Consider the following 14,517-nt stretch of genomic DNA (forward strand, 5'->3'; position numbering starts at 1 on the left):
GGACCGGATTTTTATGATGCGTCGGGAGGATGCAATCTCCCTACGCTGCGCTTTTCAGCACGCCGGCCTGAACCAGTGCCGCTGCTGGGTTGAGGCTGTCCACCAGCCCGGTCGGGATCAGGATCGTGGCGCCTCGCTCCTTGGTCGTCTCATAGATGATGTTCATGGCGCGCAGTTGCAGCGCCGCCGGATGATCGGCATAGGTGGTGGCGGCCTCGACGAACTTGGCCGCCACTTCGGCCTCGGCTGAGCCCAGGATGACGCGCGCTTCCTTCTCCCGCTCGGCCTGTGCCTGGCGCGACATGGCGTCCTGCAGCGCCACGGGGATGGCGACGTCGCGGATCTCGACCGACATCACGGTGATGCCCCATTGGGCCGTCTTGGCGCCGATGACGTCGCGCAGATGCGCATCGGCGGCTTGGCGGTCGGCAAGCAGCGAGGAGAGCATCGAGGAACCGATCATCTCGCGCAGCGAGGTCTGCGCCACGCGGTCGATCGCCTCGCGGTAGTTGGTGATTTCCAGCGCCGCCTGGCGCGCGTCATGAACGTGCCAGAAGATGACGGCGTCGACATTCACCGGCACGGTATCCCTGGTCAGCGCCTCCTCGGCGTTGAAGGCGGTGGTCTGGATGCGCTGGTCGATGACCGCCACGACATTGTCGAGGACCGGGACGATCATGAACAGGCCGGGACCGCGCACGCCAAGCAGATTGCCGGCGCGCAGCACGACGAAGCGTTGCCAGGTGTTGGCCATCTTCAGCGAGGCGGCGATCAGCGCCGCGATGACGAAGAACGGCACGCCCGCCCATGGCCCGGCCAGCGCGCCGGCGCCGGCGCCGATGAGCGCAAAGACAGCGGTGAGGAAAAGGGTGATCGGATTCATGGATAAAGCTCCTGTGTCGCGGCCGGTGACAGGGTCGCGCGATGCGCAACGGGCCTCGCGAGGAGCGTCGGCGGCCCAGGATGGACCGCCTGGCCGGCATTCTGGGATCGATCACGCTTGTCGCGAGGGCAATCATCGCCGGCGGGAGTCATATGGTGCGGGATGGAAGGTTTCGCCATGGGGCTGGCCACCGACGCGCAACCGCATAACAACCGCCAGTGGCTGCGCGACATCCTCGAAGCCGTGACGGTGACCGGCGAGCAGGTGGGCATTCCCGAGGGCCACGAGAGGGAATGGATAGACGCCGCGGTCGGCGCGCTTCACACGCCGGGCGAGCAGCAGATCAAGCTCTTCGATGGCCGTTCCAAAGCACGGCGTGAAAAGCGACGGAACGCGCGGGCGCCGGCGCGCGCTCAGGCATCAGTCCGCCTCGCCGCCTGAACCCTTGCCGCACGCTGCCAGCACCTTGCCGATTGCGGCGCCTGAGCCTTTCAGCGGAAAGCTGATCTCGCCATATTTGTCGGCGGAAACCGTCACTTCGCCCTTGCCGCGCAAGAGCGCCAGCAACGGGTCGGCGGGACCGGAGAGCTCGGCGGTGAAGTAATTGTACATCGCCTCGAGCTCGAGCTTTTTGGTCACGCTCTTGCCCCCGGCCTTGAAGGTGAAGGAGCCGCTGATGCCGGGCTCGAGCTGTCCGCCGGCGGCGCCCAGATCATAGCTCAGCACCGGTCTGTCGAAGCAGGCCAGCATCAGATGCGCATCGCCCTTCGGCCCGCCGCAGACCGACGCCGTCATCACGCTGCCGCCCTCGTCTTCTTCCATCTTGGCGGACCAGGCGCAGGAGGCGGCATGGGCGGGCGCTGCGGCCAGCAGGGTGGCCGTGATGGGAGCAGCCATGATGAATTTTGCCAATCCGTTTTGCATGGTCGCCCTCCGAGACATGTGGCGACCATACAGGACTTATGATGGCGTGGCATCCTCGGGAATGCGAAGGAAATGGCGCTTAACACCTTTCCGAAGCGCGGATTGCAGCCTCGACCTTGCCGAGCGCCGGCACCACTGCCTGGAACGCGCTCCGTGCCGCCGATGTCGGGCCGGGCTCGGTCGTCGTGCTGCTCGGCACGGGCGGCGTCTCGATCTTCACGCTGCAGCTCGCCAAGGCGGCCGGGGGCCACCGTCATTACTTGGTCCTCGGACGAGAAGCTCGATCGGGCCAAGGCGCTCGGCGCCGATCACCTGATCAACTACCGCGCGACCCGACTGGGACGGCAAGCTGCTGGAGCTGATCGGTCGTCGACAAGGTGTTTTCGCAGAACGAGGCAACCGAGGCCTACACTCACATGGCCGCCGGCGGCCTGCATTTCGCAAGCTGGTGTTCGGGTTGGACTGGTAGCCGACATTGGAGATTGGCGAAAGAGAATGGGCGACTGATCTCCCCCACGAGGGATCCCACGTGGGGGAGATTGGCGGCTTTGCCGCCGGCTCCACAGCCTGGATCCGCTTTCCGCTACGATCGGCAGGGCGCCGCCGATTCGAGCTGACATTTCCGAGTATTCTTGAAATTTTCCGATCGGGTCGATGAAATTCGGGTGAGTTCTTGTCCAGAACAGCAACGGAATTGTCCTGGCATGCATAGATATTTTGCGGCTCTGGACAAGATGTGAACTGGTCCAATACGGTGCCCGTCCAAGTGAAGACGCGCGCGCAGAAAGGCCAGGTTGCTCTTGAAAAAGAACGTCTTCTCGTCGCTCGACCTGCCTGGGCATCTCGACGACCGCGCGCGCTTCGCGCTCTGGCAGGACATCCACGTCGCCGAGATATGGTCGGTCGAATATGCCATCGCGGCCAACCAGCCATTCGCGGCCGAGATCGAAGCCACGCCCGTCGGGCCGGTGGTGCTGGGGCAGATGGCCGGAACCATCCGGCATGCCAGCCGCAAGGCCCGCAACATCGCCGACGACGGCCGCGACGGCTATCTCCTCTTGATCAACCATGGCGACACCAGGCTGAGCGGCGCCCAGGCCGGCCGCGACTACAGCGTGGGCAAGGGCGAAGCCGCGCTGGTATCTGCCTCGGAGGCGCTGGAAATGAGCGGCGGCGACAGCAATGTCTGGGCCAACATCGTCGTTCCGCGCGAGATCCTGGAGAGTGCCTTCGCCCATGTCGAGGACCGGCTGGCACTGACCGTGGCGGCCGACAATGAGGCGCTCGGCATGCTCAGGCGCTATTGCAACTTCCTGGAAGCTGGTCCGGCTCTGGTGTCGCCGGACCTTGTCACCCATGCCACCGAAACGATCGTCGATCTGATCGGCCTGGTAACCGGCGCCAAGGGCGAGCCCGCCGAGCTCGCTGGCATGCGCGGCCTGCGCGCGGCAAGGCTCCAGGCAATCCTCGACAAGATCAGGGACAATTTCGCCGATCCGTCCATCTCGGCCCAGCGCGTTGCCCAGCAGTTGCGGCTCTCGCCCCGCTATGTCCATGACCTCTTGCAGGAAAGCGGGGTGAGCTTCGCCGAGCGCGTTCTCGAATTGCGCTTGCAAAGGGCCCATCGCATGCTTTCCGACAGGCGCAACGACCGTATGCGCATCAGCGAGATCGCGCTGCTGAGCGGCTTCTCAGACGTCTCCTATTTCAACCGCTGCTTCCGCCGCCGCTTCGGCTCGACGCCGAGCAGCGCCAGATAGTTCGCCGGCCAGGGCTAGCGCGTAGCAATGCTGATCTCTGTTTGCGCGAACAGGTAGGAACCCGGCCTCGCGCCGGGTTTCTTGCTTGTGCCGGAAACGAAAAAACGCCGGCCGACGTGAGCCGGGGAGGCGCCAATGCCGCGGTCGCCGGGAGTGAGCGCGCGCCTGTCGGCTGATGCCGAACTGCCACACTGGCCGGACATGCGCGGCAGCGCTTTCCGGGACAATTCCAGTGCGGTGCAGCCCAAGACGCGGGCTGCGAACAATGCAACATCGGGGCTCTTGACGTTAACTGGATCCCGCTGAGCATTTCGGCAGCGGGGTAGCGCAACACCCTGGGGGCAGCAAACAACAATGAAAACGATTCTTCTCGCTACGGCCGTTATTCTCGCATCTGTCGGCATGGCGCCCGCGGCGGACATCAATGAAACCTTGCCCATTGCCGCCGATTACCACTGGTCCGGGCTCTATGCCGGCGTTCACTTCGGTTACGCTGCCGGAAAATCCAATCTCTTCATCTCTGGCGGTGGTATTGGGGGCACCGATATTAACGCTCCTGTCGATCCGGACGGTTTCATTGGCGGCATCCATATCGGCTTCAATCAGGAGATGGCGAACCGCTTCGTGCTCGGTGTTGAGGCGGACATCGCGTACAGTAACGTCGAAGGACTGACGACCCTTGCCAATGGCGGCAGCACTATTCTTAAGAGCGAGCTCCAGTGGTCGGGGTCGGCGCGGCTGCGCGCCGGCTATGCGTTCGATCGGACGTTGCCTTACATCACTGCGGGCGTGGCCGCGGCCAAGTATGAAATTACCGGCATCACCGGCACCTCCAGTGGTGACATACCGCTCCACGACGACACCCATGTTGGCTGGACGGTTGGAGCCGGCGTCGAGCACGCCTTCACCGATAAATGGATCGCTCGGGTCGAGTACCGCTACTCCGATTTCGGCAGCAAGGCTCTCTCGATCGCATCCGGTCTTCCCACGGCGACGAGCGTCGATCTCAAGACGCACGATCTGCGGGTCGGCCTCAGCTACAAGTTCTGATCCGACAGACCGCACGAAACCCTGGCCTCGCACCGGGGTTTGCTTGTGGCGGGGGGAAAGGCGACAGGAATGAGCAGGCCGGTCGGCTGGTGGCCGGATGGCCACACTGGCGCGTCAAGTGCGGCAGCGCTTTCCAGGACAATTCCGCTGCGGTCCAGCCCAAGACGCCGGACGGCGAACAATGCAAGACCGAGCCCGGCATTCGTCCGGACCGCAGGACGCATATTCGAATTCGGGGGCTCCTAATGCATCGCTTTTCAATCATCGCTGCGTCGCTGGTCGCCACGACGTTCGCGTACGCCGCCGACGCACCGCAGCCGCTGGCCGGAGAGACGGTGGTGACGCCGCATATTTCCGGCTACGGCGAGATCTACCTGGGCGGGCTTCGCTTTACCAGCATCGGCGACACCGTGCACGCCGCAGGGGGCGCCGCCCGCGTCAACATTCCGTTCGCCCAGCGCTGGAACTTCCAGGGCGACCTCACCTATGACCGGATCTGGGACGACGATTTCGCTCATTGGGGCGGCGTTGGCGGCGCGATCCACGGATACTACCGGGACCCCGACAGATTTGCCGCCGGTGTGTTCGCGACTTATACGTCGGTGGACTTTGGCGATTTCGACGGGAAGGCGAGTTCCTGGGCGGTCGGTCCGGAAGCCCAGATCTACTTTGGCAATCTTACCCTTTACGGCCAGGCGGCCTTTGGCCGGGCAAACGAGGATTCCCTCAACTCCGACCAATGGAACGTCCGCGCCGTCGCACGCTACTTCGTCCAGGATAACCTTCGCCTGGATGCGGAACTCAGCTTCAGCAGAACGGACCAGGGGGTGAACCTGGACGTATCCGGCGGCGCTCTCCAGGCCATGTACCGGTTCAACGACACACCGTGGTCAGTGTTCGCGCGCTATCAATTGGAGCAGATGAAGATCGGTTCAACCGACCTCGGCGAGACCCACAAATACCTGGTGGGCCTGCGCGCCTCCTTCGGCAGCAAGTCGCTGTTGGAGGAGGATCGCAACGGCGCGGCCATGGACACCTACCGGCCCAACGAGGTGAAGAATTTGAGCGTGAAATGATCGGTGCCGCCTACATCGCGTGGGGTGCTGTTCCGCTGTCTTCCGGCGACAAGCACCCTCACCGGACCGGCTGAAACAGCTCCGCCAGATTGCCGGACGGATCGATCAGCAATATCTGCGATCCGCCTGGACCCGGGACGATTTCATTGCGGAAGCTGAGACTCGCCGCCCGCAACCGGTTAACCTCCTCCGCAAGATCCTCGACGATCAGATGGATGCGGTTCCAGCCTCCAGGGCCTGGCCGCTTGCCGTCGGGCATTGGCCGGCCCGCCGAACTGGTCGGACTGTTGTTGCGGGTTCTGTCATCGCCCCAGCTGTTTCGTTGCCAAAGCAGGTTTCTTCGATCTGGTGGAAGGGCCGACCGCGAGGTCGTCGGGATTTGGCGAAAGCGACGGAGCCGTAGCCTCTACCTTGAGCGGAAAATTACTCGATCAATTTCTCCAGCGTGATCGGCAAATCCCTTATCCTCTTGCCCGTCGCATGGAACACTGCGTTGGCAATCGCCGGCGCGATGCCGACGATTGCCAGTTCGCCCACGCCCTTGCCCCCAAGGGCGGAGGAGTGCGGGTCGGGGATGCCGACCGAGATCGTCTGGATGTCGGGGATATCGGCGTTGGTCGGCAGCATGTAGTCGGCGAAATTGCCGTTGACGATGCGGCCGTGGCGGCGGTCGACGATGCCTTCTTCGAGCAGCGCCTGGCCGATGCCCATGATGATGCCGCCCTTCCACTGGCTCTCCGCCAGCTTGGGGTTGTAGAGCCGGCCTGAATCCAGCGCCGACACCACGCGCGACACGCGCACCGTGCCGAAATCCTCGTCGACGCGCACCTCGACGAAATGCGCGCACCAGGAATGGCGCGAATAGTCGCCTTCTGTGTGCGGGATCGACATGGTTATCGTGGTGTAGTTCTTGTAGCGCTCTTCCGGCGTCGTGCTGGCCGGCAGCGTGTCGCCCTTGGCTTCGATCTGGTCGCGGCCGATCGCCACCATGAACTCGGCGATCGACAGCTCCGGCCCTTCGCCACGCGGCGAGGCGATGCGGCCGTCCTTTACCAACAGCGTATTTGCCTGCAGCTTCTGGAAGGGCGAGCGCGGGTCGGAAAGCGCCAGCCCGATCAGCTCGTCCAGCGCCTGGCCGGCCGCCTTGTAGACGGCGCCGGTCATCACGCCGGCCAGCCGCGAGCCGCCGGTGACGCCGGCGCGGGCGAAATGCGAGTCGCCGAGCTTCACCGACACATGCTCCACCGGCACGCCGAGCGTTTCGGCCGCCGTCTGCGCCAGGATCGTGTAAGTGCCCTGGCCCATGTCGATGGAGGAGCTTTCGACCTCGACCGAACCGTCGGCCATGAGCTTCACCACCGCCTCGCCATGCGCGCGCCGCACCGGATAGGTGCCGGCCGCCATGCCCCAGCCGATGAGCTGGCGGCCGTCGCGCATCGAGCGTGGCTGAGGCGAGCGCTTGGCCCAGCCGAAGGCTTCGGCGCCGGCGGCAAACGCCTCGCGCAACTGGCGTGTCGACCATGCCTTCTTCGCATGCGGATCCTGTTCGGCATAGTTGATCAGCCGCATCTCCAGCGGATCGATCCCGAGTTCATGGGCGAGCTCGTCGATGGCGCATTCGATGCCGAAGGCGCTCGGGTTCTCGCCCGGCGCGCGTTTTGCTCCCGGCACCACCGTGTTGACCCGCACGACATTCTGCTTCGAGGAGAAGTTGGGCGTGGCATACATGATCGAGGTGACCGAGCCGAGCGGCTCGACCCACATGCCGTCGACGGCCGTCTCGTTGACGCCGCGATGCACGATCGACTGGATCCTGCCGTCTCTGTCGGCGCCGATGGCAACGGTCTGCCGCGTCGCGGCGCGGCCGCCATAGGACGTGAAATTCTGCGGACGGTTGAGCACCAGCTTCACCGGACGTCCGAGCATCCTGGCGGCAGCCGCCGCGACCGCGCTGTGCGCCAGCGCCAGCGCCTTGGAGCCGAAGCCGCCGCCGATATAGGGCGAGACCAGCCGCACATTCTCGAACGGCACGCCGAACCACTCGGCATAGGTGCGGGCCATGCCGTCGAGCCACTGGCTCGGCTCCCAGATGGTCAGCTCCTCGCCCTCCCACCGCGCGATCAACCCATGCGGCTCCATCGCCGCCTGGAATTCGCGCGGCGTGTTATAGGCTGCGCAGACGCGAACGGGTGCGGCGGCGAACGCCGCTTGCGCGTCGCCCCATTCCTTGGTCATGGCGTCGATCGGGAAGCCGTCGCCTGCCTTGCCGTCGCTAAGATCGACGATGGCCGGGCTCTCGTCATACCAGACCTTGACGAGTGCGGCCGCCGCCACCGCCTGCTCGAAAGTCTCGGCCACCACGGCCGCGACATGCTGGCCGGAAAAGGTGACCTCGCGCACGAGCGGCGCGTAGGTCGGCTGTGAAGGCGGGTTGCCGAGCCAGTCCGATGCGCCCTTCAGCTCCATGATGGTGTCGGGAGTCAGCACGGCCAGCACGCCGGGCGCGGTTTCGGCCGCTCTGCTGTCGATCGCGGTCACCTTGCCTGCGGCTATCGTCGCGCCGACCAGCACCGCATGCGTCAGCCCTTCGAGCTGCTGCTCGACGGCGTAGTGCGCAGCACCGGTGATCTTGGCCGGGCCGTCGACGCGCGACAGGCGCCCGCCGACCGCTTCGAGGCGCGCGCTGTCGGACGTGGCGTGTTTCATGTCATGAACGGTCATGCCGTCTCTCCCAATTTGAGGATGGCGCGGGCGATCACGCGCGGCGCCAAGGCGATCTTGTAGTGGTTGGCGCCATGGTCGACGGCGCCCTCCATGGCGAGCACGCTCGCCTCGCGGACCGTGGCTTCGTCGAGCGCCTTGCCCTTCAGCGCCTCCTCGACGGCGCGCACGCGCCACGGCTTGGTGGCGACGCCGCCGAGCGCGACGCGGATGTCGCGGACGGTGCGGCCGTCGCCTTCGAGCTCCAGCCCTACTGCTGCGCTGGCTGCGGCGAATTCATAGGACTGGCGGTCGCGCACCTTGATGTAGGTCGAGCGCCTGGCCGCGGCCGAGCCGGGGATTTCGATGGCCGTGATGACTTCGCCGGGGCGGATGTCGTGCTCCTGTTCGGCGGTTGCGCCGGGGGCGAGGAAGAAGTCCTCGACCTTGAGCTTGCGTTCGCCAAGATCGACCTCGGCGTCGAAGGCGACGAGCGCCACCGCCAGATCGCCCGGATAGGTGGCGATGCAGGCTTCGCTCGCGCCGAGCACCGCATGGCCGCGCGTCACCCCGCCGATCGCCGAGCAGCCGCTGCCCGGCGCGCGCTTGTTGCAGGCCGGGAAGTTTTGCGGATCGCGGAAATAGGGGCAGCGCGTGCGCTGCATCAGATTGCCGCCGATGGTCGCCATGTTGCGCAGTTGCGCCGAGGCCGCCTGCCAGAGCGCTTCCGACACGGCCGGGAACAGGCTTTTCACCTCGGCATTGTCGGCGACGTGGCTCATCTTCGCCAGCGTGCCGATCACCGCGCGCTCGGCGGTGACATCGATGGCGTTGAGCCCTTCGATATGGCTGATGTCGATGACGGTCGAAGGTTCGGCGACGCCGCATTTGGCGAGGTCGATGAGCGTCGTGCCGCCGGCAAGCAGCATGGCGCCGGGAAGGGCGGCGGCGTTGCGCGCGGCTTCCACGCTGTCAGCGCGGAGGTAGGAAAAATCTCTCATGAGCGCAGCTCCTGTGCGGCTTGGCGGACGGCGGCGACGATGTTCGGGTAGGCGCCGCAGCGGCAAAGATTGCCCGCCATGTATTCGCGGATCTCTTCGTCGGAGCCGGCATGGCCCTCGCGGATGCAGGCCACCGCCGACATGATCTGCCCCGGCGTGCAGTAGCCGCACTGGAAGGCGTCCTGATCGAGGAAGGCGGCCTGCACGGCGTGCAGCGTGCCGTCCTCGTCGGCGAGCCCTTCGATGGTGGTGATCGAGCGGCCCTCGACCTGGGCCGCCAAGGTCAGGCAGGCAAGCACGCGCTCGCCGTCGACATGGACGGTGCAGGCGCCGCACTGGCCCTGGTCGCAGCCCTTCTTGGTGCCGCTGAGATGCAGCCGGTCGCGCAGCGCGTCGAGCAGCGTCACGCGCGGCTCGACGTCGAGCGCATGGTCGCGGCCGTTGATGGTGAGGTTGAGGGAAAGCGTGGTGGGACTGGCCTTGCCGTTCAAGACGTGGCCGTCTTCGGGAGGATCGATGATTGTCTGGCTGGTCATAGGGCGTCGGGCTCCGATTGCTGGACGCTAGGCGGATGGAAATGGGGCTTGGGAGGAGAGGGGCAAGGGTAACGGCAGCCTGGGGACGCGACCTTCGCGGTCGTCATCCTCGGGCTTGACCCAAGGATCCATACCGTGACGTTTGCCGAGAAACGCGGCAGGCCAGAATTCTGCACCGGAGCCGCTCGCAGGGTATGGCATGGATCCCAGAGGCTGCGCCGCGTCGCTTCGCTCCTTGCTTCGCCCCAGGATGACGAACTCACGAGCGGATTCGCCAACCACAGGCGTCGCAGAACGCGCGCGGCTCCAGCGGGCAGGGAAAGCTTTCCGTCCTTCTCTACGTGACATACCGCTTCCCCTGGTTATATGATAAAGCCACTCCACTAAAACGGAGGTGCCTCCGTTTATTTAACTGGGGTCTGGCCAGTCATGGTTCAACCCCCCATATTGCGTTGGTGGAGAAAAAAGTGCCCGACCGGGAAATGACCGCTGAAGCGACGCGCGACGCGCAGGCGCCAAAGCCGCTACGCGCCGATGCGCAACGCAACCGCGACAGACTGGTCGAGGTGGCGGCGCAGACTTTCGCGAGCGACGGCGTCGATGCCTCGCTGGAGGAGATCGCCAAGCGGGCGGGGGTCGGCATAGGCACGCTCTACCGCCATTTCCCGACGCGCGAGCATCTGGTCGAGGTGGTCTACCGCCGCGAGGTGGAAGGGCTCTGCCAGGCGGCTGACGAACTGGCGCGCGAGCATCCGGCCGATGTCGCGCTGGAGCTCTGGATGCAGCGCTTCGTCGACTACATCGCCACCAAGCGTGGCCTCGCCACCAGCCTGCGCCTATTGCTCACCACCAACTCGACGCTGTTCTCCGACACGTCCGGCCGCGTCTCCGGCGCCATGCGAGGCCTGATCGAGGCCGCCGCCGCCTCGGGGAAAATCCGCGCCGACGTCGACGCTTCCGATGTGATGCACGCGCTGGGCGGCATCTACTCAGCGCCGAACACGCCGGACTGGCGAGAACGGTCGGGGCGGCTGGTGAAGCTTTTGATGGATGGGTTGCGGTTCGGGGCGAGGGGCTGAGGCGCCGCAACTGCCGGCGGCGCCAGCTCCACCCCGACTGGCATTCCCCAACCCACGGCCTACATAGTCGGCATCACCCTCCCTCCCAAAAGGATTCCCCATGCCCGAACAGCTCACATTGAACGACGGCGCCGCCATCCCCCAAATCGGGCTCGGTGTGTGGCAGGTCGATCCCGACATCACCGCCAAGGTCGTTCGCTGGGGCGTCGGGGCCGGCTACCGGCTGATCGACACCGCCGAGGGTTATCGCAACGAGGAAGGCGTCGGCGAGGCGATCCGCGCCGCCGGCGTGCCGCGATCCGAACTCTTCATCACCTCCAAGCTCCGCAACGGCGCGCATCAGCGTGACGCAGCGCTGCGCGCCTTCGACGATACGATGCAAAAGCTCGGCATCGACAAGATCGACCTCTTCCTCATCCACTGGCCGGTGCCCAGCCAGAACAAATATGTCGAGGCCTGGAAGACGCTGGTCGAGCTGCAGAAGGCCAGGCGGATAAAATCGGTCGGCGTGTCGAACTTCAACCAGGAGCATCTGGAGCGCATCATCGGCGAGACCGGCGTGACGCCGGTCGTCAACCAGATCGAACTGCACCCGCGCTTCCAGCAGCGCGACAAGCGCGAGTTCCACGAGAAGCACAACATCCATATCGAGAGCTGGAGCCCGCTGGGCAGCGGCCGGCTGCTGGCCGACCCGACGCTGGAGAAGATCGCGGAGAAGCACGGCAAGTCGGTGGCGCAGGTCATCATCCGCTGGCATTTGCAGGAAGGGCTGATCGTCATTCCGAAGTCGATCCACCAGGAGCGTATCGCCGGCAATTTCGACGTCTTCGGTTTCGAGTTGGACGCGGACGACATGCAGACCGTTCACGGTCTGGATTCGGCCGACGGCCGGACGGGACCTGATCCGGCCACGGCGGCGTTTTTGTTCTGAGGCGCTGCGCGCCTATTGGTGCGGCGTCGGAACCTCCAATCTTCCCACTGATGGCGAAATGAGCAGTTCTGCCGACGACATGCCGCCGCTCATCCGGTGAGCGCAGAGATGGTCTTTCGGGACGTCAATCCGGCGACGAAGCTTCGTATCTCGTCAACCAGGCGGTCGCAATCTTCACCCCAGATCACGTGGTCTCTGCCGGCCAGCTCGACGTATCTAGCGCCTTGGATGTGGGTTGCCAAATAGCGCCCTTCCTCTGGGCGTACCCAACGGTCGTCCGTCCTCTGCACGACCAGCGTCGGGACGCGGATCGCCGGCAGGATGTCGCGAACGTCGACTTCGGTACCCCAGCGCCAGAGCGCGATTGCATCGGCGGGCGAGGCCGAATTCCGGAGATAGGCGGCGAACCATTCGCGTTCGACCATGTTTTCGGTCAGGCTCGGCGCTGCATTGCTCATGTCGGCGGGCTTGCCCCATTGCCGCTCCATGGCCGCTACATCGTCGTCCACCTGCGCTACAGTTCTTGCCCAGGGATACTCTTTTGACCAAGTGCCCTTGGCGTAGGTTCCGTTAAGCACCAGCGCGGACGTACGCTCGGGATAGGTGGTGGCGAAAAGCATGCACATCGGACCGCCCTCCGAGCTGCCGAACAACACCGCTCGCGTGGAGCCGACTGCGTCCAGTACCGCACGCACATCCTCCATGCGCTCTTCCAGCGTCGGCAGGCCGACATTGCGGTCGGATAGACCGGTGCCGCGTTTGTCGAATCGGATCAGCCGTGAAAAGGTGCCGAGCCGCTTGAGCACATGCGCGAAGCGCGGCGAGCCCCAGGCAAGGTCGAGATTGGAGACCCAGCCGGGCACGTATATGAGGTCAATCAACCCTTCGCCGGTCACCTGATAGGCAATGTTGATTCCTGCCGATTTGACGTAACGGGTGGTCGGTGGAATCGGCTCGCCGCCGGAAAGGCTCCCACCGGCATTTGCCCCCGAACCGGCCGCCGGCTCGGCGGCCGCAACCGGACGCTTCGAGTAGGGCGATGAACTCATCCGGCGTGTCCGCAGAGCCTCGTACAGTTGGCGCGTTTCCAGTTCTGGCGGCAGTCCGAGATCTCTCTCCAGCGCCTCACGGCAGAGCTCATACTGTTTGAGAGCAAGGTTGATGCGGCCCTGCGCGGCATAGGCTCTCATCAATGCCCGGTGGATATCTTCGCGCAGAGGCTCCATTGCGAGCAGTCGCGCAGCCGTGCGCGCACAGGATGAAAGGTCGTTCGACGCGCTGTAATGCGCCACCAGCCTGTCCAGCGCTGCAACCGCGATCGTTCTCAGGCGCTCGCGTTCAACTCGAAGCCAGTCCTCGAACGGCTCCTCTTTCAAGCCAAGACCGTCGAGCAGCTCGCCGCGGTAGGCGGCGAGTGCCTGCTCGAGGTGTTCGGGCGACGATCCTGTCGCAAGCGTCTCGAACCGGGCGACATCGAAGTCGATCTCATCGAGATACAGGGCGACACTGGCGCCGTCCGTCACAAACCGTCCGCTGCCGCACTTGTGCATGGCCTTTCGGATGGCCGAAACGGCTTGCCTGAGGCTCATCCGGGCCTGGGTTTCGCCATTCAAGCTCCAGAGCAGGGCGGCCAGCTTCTCGCGCGATTGTGCCTGTCCGGCTTGCAGGGCGAGATAGGCCATCATCGCCCGTGCCTTACGGCTCAAGGTTGGAGCAGCCGCGCCGGTACCGGCGAGATCAAATCCGCCCAGAAGATAAAGATGAGGCCCTATCATTGAGTTCGGCCCCGGCCACGGTTATGGCAATTCTTTCGCTTCGCCCCTGCTAATTCAACCGCTATCTGTCCCAAGCGGTTTTTTTCACGTTTCGATCACGCTGCCTTCTCCAGCTTTATCACGGTCGCGCCAGAGAGTTGGCCGAACCTGAAACGTGGGAGACGTCAATGCTGCCATTCAGCCCGACCGACTGGCCCTTCCGGCAAGATGACGGTTTCTACCGGCCCCAAGGCAACCCACCCGCAATCTTTCGTCACGACATCGCCCAGGCGCGGTACTTGGAGCGGCAGCTAGCTCAACGGTTTCCCGGCGCTCCCAGAATAAGTCTGCCAATGCTCGTGAGCCGGCTTCTTGCCTTGGCGGCGTCGGCCCGCGCAGCGCTCTCTCGCCGGCGTGCCGGGCGAGGACCCGCCTCGTTTCGGCTTTGAAAGCCTGCCTTCCGATCCACGGCGGGCTTCACCCTAAATCCCCTCGCCATCCACCAGCGGCACGTCCTCGCCCTCCCATGGGCTCGGCATCGACCCGCGTCCGGCGGTCGGCAGCGGCATCCAGCATCTGAGTTCCGGCTCGGCATATTCGACGACGCGGCCGGGCGAGGAGTCCGACGCCCGCCAACCTTCCTCGCCGAACTGGTCGGCGCGCGACCAGTAGGCCATGTCGACCTCGGCCGGTCCTTGCTCCGAGGAGCGCACCGTCACCAGGATGCGGCTGCCGTCCCGCGGCGCGCTCGCCATGTTGCGCCACTGTTCGGTCTCGTCCATGCGATCTCCTCCTGCTGAACCAATTCCAGAAAACCGGCCGT

14 protein-coding genes and 2 pseudogenes are annotated in these 14,517 nt (G+C 64.9%); 7 read left to right on the top strand and 9 right to left on the bottom strand.

Annotation, left to right across the window (positions count from 1 at the left end):
* Window positions 1-40: 40 nt before the first annotated feature.
* On the bottom strand, window positions 41-883 hold the full coding sequence (locus tag FJ424_RS02800) for a slipin family protein (RefSeq protein ID WP_140652150.1): 843 nt from the start codon (window positions 881-883) through the stop codon (window positions 41-43).
* A gap of 177 nt (window positions 884-1,060) precedes the next feature.
* Here FJ424_RS02800 and FJ424_RS02805 point away from each other — a divergent pair, with 177 nt between their 5' ends.
* Window positions 1,061-1,324, top strand: coding sequence for a hypothetical protein (locus FJ424_RS02805; RefSeq protein ID WP_140652148.1), 264 nt, complete (start codon window positions 1,061-1,063; stop codon window positions 1,322-1,324).
* On the opposite strand, the gene FJ424_RS02810 is transcribed toward FJ424_RS02805, so the two are convergent.
* Together FJ424_RS02810 and FJ424_RS33875 are read right to left on the bottom strand one after the other, a co-directional pair.
* Window positions 1,304-1,807, bottom strand: a complete 504-nt coding sequence (locus FJ424_RS02810; RefSeq protein WP_246677123.1) for a hypothetical protein — start codon at window positions 1,805-1,807, stop codon at window positions 1,304-1,306. The two genes, FJ424_RS02805 and FJ424_RS02810, sit on opposite strands and share 21 nt — an antisense overlap.
* A gap of 79 nt (window positions 1,808-1,886) precedes the next feature.
* A complete protein-coding gene (locus tag FJ424_RS33875; protein ID WP_181181989.1) occupies window positions 1,887-2,027 on the bottom strand; it encodes a hypothetical protein in 141 nt (46 codons plus the stop codon).
* Window position 2,028: 1 nt separating this feature from the next.
* Here FJ424_RS33875 and FJ424_RS34430 point away from each other — a divergent pair.
* The 4 genes and pseudogenes from FJ424_RS34430 to FJ424_RS02830 form a co-directional block, all read left to right on the top strand.
* Window positions 2,029-2,276: pseudogene (locus FJ424_RS34430) on the top strand (zinc-binding dehydrogenase); the annotation flags it as partial.
* Window positions 2,277-2,607: 331 nt separating this feature from the next.
* Window positions 2,608-3,567: an AraC family transcriptional regulator gene (locus FJ424_RS02820; RefSeq protein WP_140652146.1), complete on the top strand. Its 960-nt coding sequence runs from the start codon at window positions 2,608-2,610 to the stop codon at window positions 3,565-3,567.
* Between the two features lie 354 nt (window positions 3,568-3,921).
* A complete protein-coding gene (locus tag FJ424_RS02825; RefSeq protein WP_140652144.1) occupies window positions 3,922-4,617 on the top strand; it encodes an outer membrane protein in 696 nt (231 codons plus the stop codon).
* Between the two features lie 245 nt (window positions 4,618-4,862).
* Window positions 4,863-5,693, top strand: a complete 831-nt coding sequence (locus FJ424_RS02830; protein WP_140645436.1) for a hypothetical protein — start codon at window positions 4,863-4,865, stop codon at window positions 5,691-5,693.
* A gap of 58 nt (window positions 5,694-5,751) precedes the next feature.
* Here FJ424_RS02830 and FJ424_RS02835 read toward each other — a convergent pair.
* The 4 genes and pseudogenes from FJ424_RS02835 to FJ424_RS02850 form a co-directional block, all read right to left on the bottom strand.
* Window positions 5,752-5,982, bottom strand: a pseudogene (locus FJ424_RS02835) (VOC family protein); the annotation flags it as partial.
* A 134-nt stretch (window positions 5,983-6,116) separates the two neighbouring features.
* Window positions 6,117-8,414: a xanthine dehydrogenase family protein molybdopterin-binding subunit gene (locus FJ424_RS02840; RefSeq protein WP_140652143.1), complete on the bottom strand. Its 2,298-nt coding sequence runs from the start codon at window positions 8,412-8,414 to the stop codon at window positions 6,117-6,119.
* Window positions 8,411-9,394, bottom strand: a complete 984-nt coding sequence (locus FJ424_RS02845) for a xanthine dehydrogenase family protein subunit M (protein WP_140645438.1) — start codon at window positions 9,392-9,394, stop codon at window positions 8,411-8,413. The genes FJ424_RS02840 and FJ424_RS02845 overlap by 4 nt, the downstream gene beginning before the upstream one ends.
* On the bottom strand, window positions 9,391-9,930 hold the full coding sequence (locus tag FJ424_RS02850; RefSeq protein ID WP_140652141.1) for a (2Fe-2S)-binding protein: 540 nt from the start codon (window positions 9,928-9,930) through the stop codon (window positions 9,391-9,393). The genes FJ424_RS02845 and FJ424_RS02850 overlap by 4 nt, the downstream gene beginning before the upstream one ends.
* A 482-nt stretch (window positions 9,931-10,412) precedes the next feature.
* Between FJ424_RS02850 and FJ424_RS02855 the strand changes: the two genes are divergently transcribed.
* Complete coding sequence (locus tag FJ424_RS02855) at window positions 10,413-11,009, top strand: TetR/AcrR family transcriptional regulator (protein WP_140645526.1); 597 nt, start codon at window positions 10,413-10,415, stop codon at window positions 11,007-11,009.
* A 100-nt stretch (window positions 11,010-11,109) separates the two neighbouring features.
* Window positions 11,110-11,940, top strand: a complete 831-nt coding sequence (locus FJ424_RS02860; RefSeq protein ID WP_140652139.1) for an aldo/keto reductase — start codon at window positions 11,110-11,112, stop codon at window positions 11,938-11,940.
* A gap of 89 nt (window positions 11,941-12,029) precedes the next feature.
* On the opposite strand, the gene FJ424_RS02865 is transcribed toward FJ424_RS02860, so the two are convergent.
* Window positions 12,030-13,625: an alpha/beta fold hydrolase gene (locus tag FJ424_RS02865; RefSeq protein WP_246677124.1), complete on the bottom strand. Its 1,596-nt coding sequence runs from the start codon at window positions 13,623-13,625 to the stop codon at window positions 12,030-12,032.
* Window positions 13,626-14,176: 551 nt separating this feature from the next.
* On the bottom strand, window positions 14,177-14,476 hold the full coding sequence (locus FJ424_RS02870) for a hypothetical protein (RefSeq protein ID WP_112101294.1): 300 nt from the start codon (window positions 14,474-14,476) through the stop codon (window positions 14,177-14,179).
* Window positions 14,477-14,517 lie beyond the last annotated feature (41 nt).

Origin of the sequence: Mesorhizobium sp. B3-1-8 (assembly GCF_006439495.1) — a bacterium.
Lineage (GTDB): Bacteria > Pseudomonadota > Alphaproteobacteria > Rhizobiales > Rhizobiaceae > Mesorhizobium.

What these genes read in the sequence shown, in the direction of transcription:
- FJ424_RS02800 (WP_140652150.1), bottom strand. Translation starts at nt 883, where the DNA reads ATGAATCCGATCACCCTTTTCCTCACCGCTGTCTTTGCGCTCATCGGC.
- FJ424_RS02805 (WP_140652148.1), top strand. Translation starts at nt 1,061, where the DNA reads ATGGGGCTGGCCACCGACGCGCAACCGCATAACAACCGCCAGTGGCTG.
- FJ424_RS02810 (WP_246677123.1), bottom strand. Translation starts at nt 1,807, where the DNA reads ATGCAAAACGGATTGGCAAAATTCATCATGGCTGCTCCCATCACGGCC.
- FJ424_RS02825 (WP_140652144.1), top strand. Translation starts at nt 3,922, where the DNA reads ATGAAAACGATTCTTCTCGCTACGGCCGTTATTCTCGCATCTGTCGGC.
- FJ424_RS02830 (WP_140645436.1), top strand. Translation starts at nt 4,863, where the DNA reads ATGCATCGCTTTTCAATCATCGCTGCGTCGCTGGTCGCCACGACGTTC.
- FJ424_RS02840 (WP_140652143.1), bottom strand. Translation starts at nt 8,414, where the DNA reads ATGACCGTTCATGACATGAAACACGCCACGTCCGACAGCGCGCGCCTC.
- FJ424_RS02845 (WP_140645438.1), bottom strand. Translation starts at nt 9,394, where the DNA reads ATGAGAGATTTTTCCTACCTCCGCGCTGACAGCGTGGAAGCCGCGCGC.
- FJ424_RS02850 (WP_140652141.1), bottom strand. Translation starts at nt 9,930, where the DNA reads ATGACCAGCCAGACAATCATCGATCCTCCCGAAGACGGCCACGTCTTG.
- FJ424_RS02855 (WP_140645526.1), top strand. Translation starts at nt 10,413, where the DNA reads ATGACCGCTGAAGCGACGCGCGACGCGCAGGCGCCAAAGCCGCTACGC.
- FJ424_RS02860 (WP_140652139.1), top strand. Translation starts at nt 11,110, where the DNA reads ATGCCCGAACAGCTCACATTGAACGACGGCGCCGCCATCCCCCAAATC.
- FJ424_RS02865 (WP_246677124.1), bottom strand. Translation starts at nt 13,625, where the DNA reads ATGATGGCCTATCTCGCCCTGCAAGCCGGACAGGCACAATCGCGCGAG.
- FJ424_RS02870 (WP_112101294.1), bottom strand. Translation starts at nt 14,476, where the DNA reads ATGGACGAGACCGAACAGTGGCGCAACATGGCGAGCGCGCCGCGGGAC.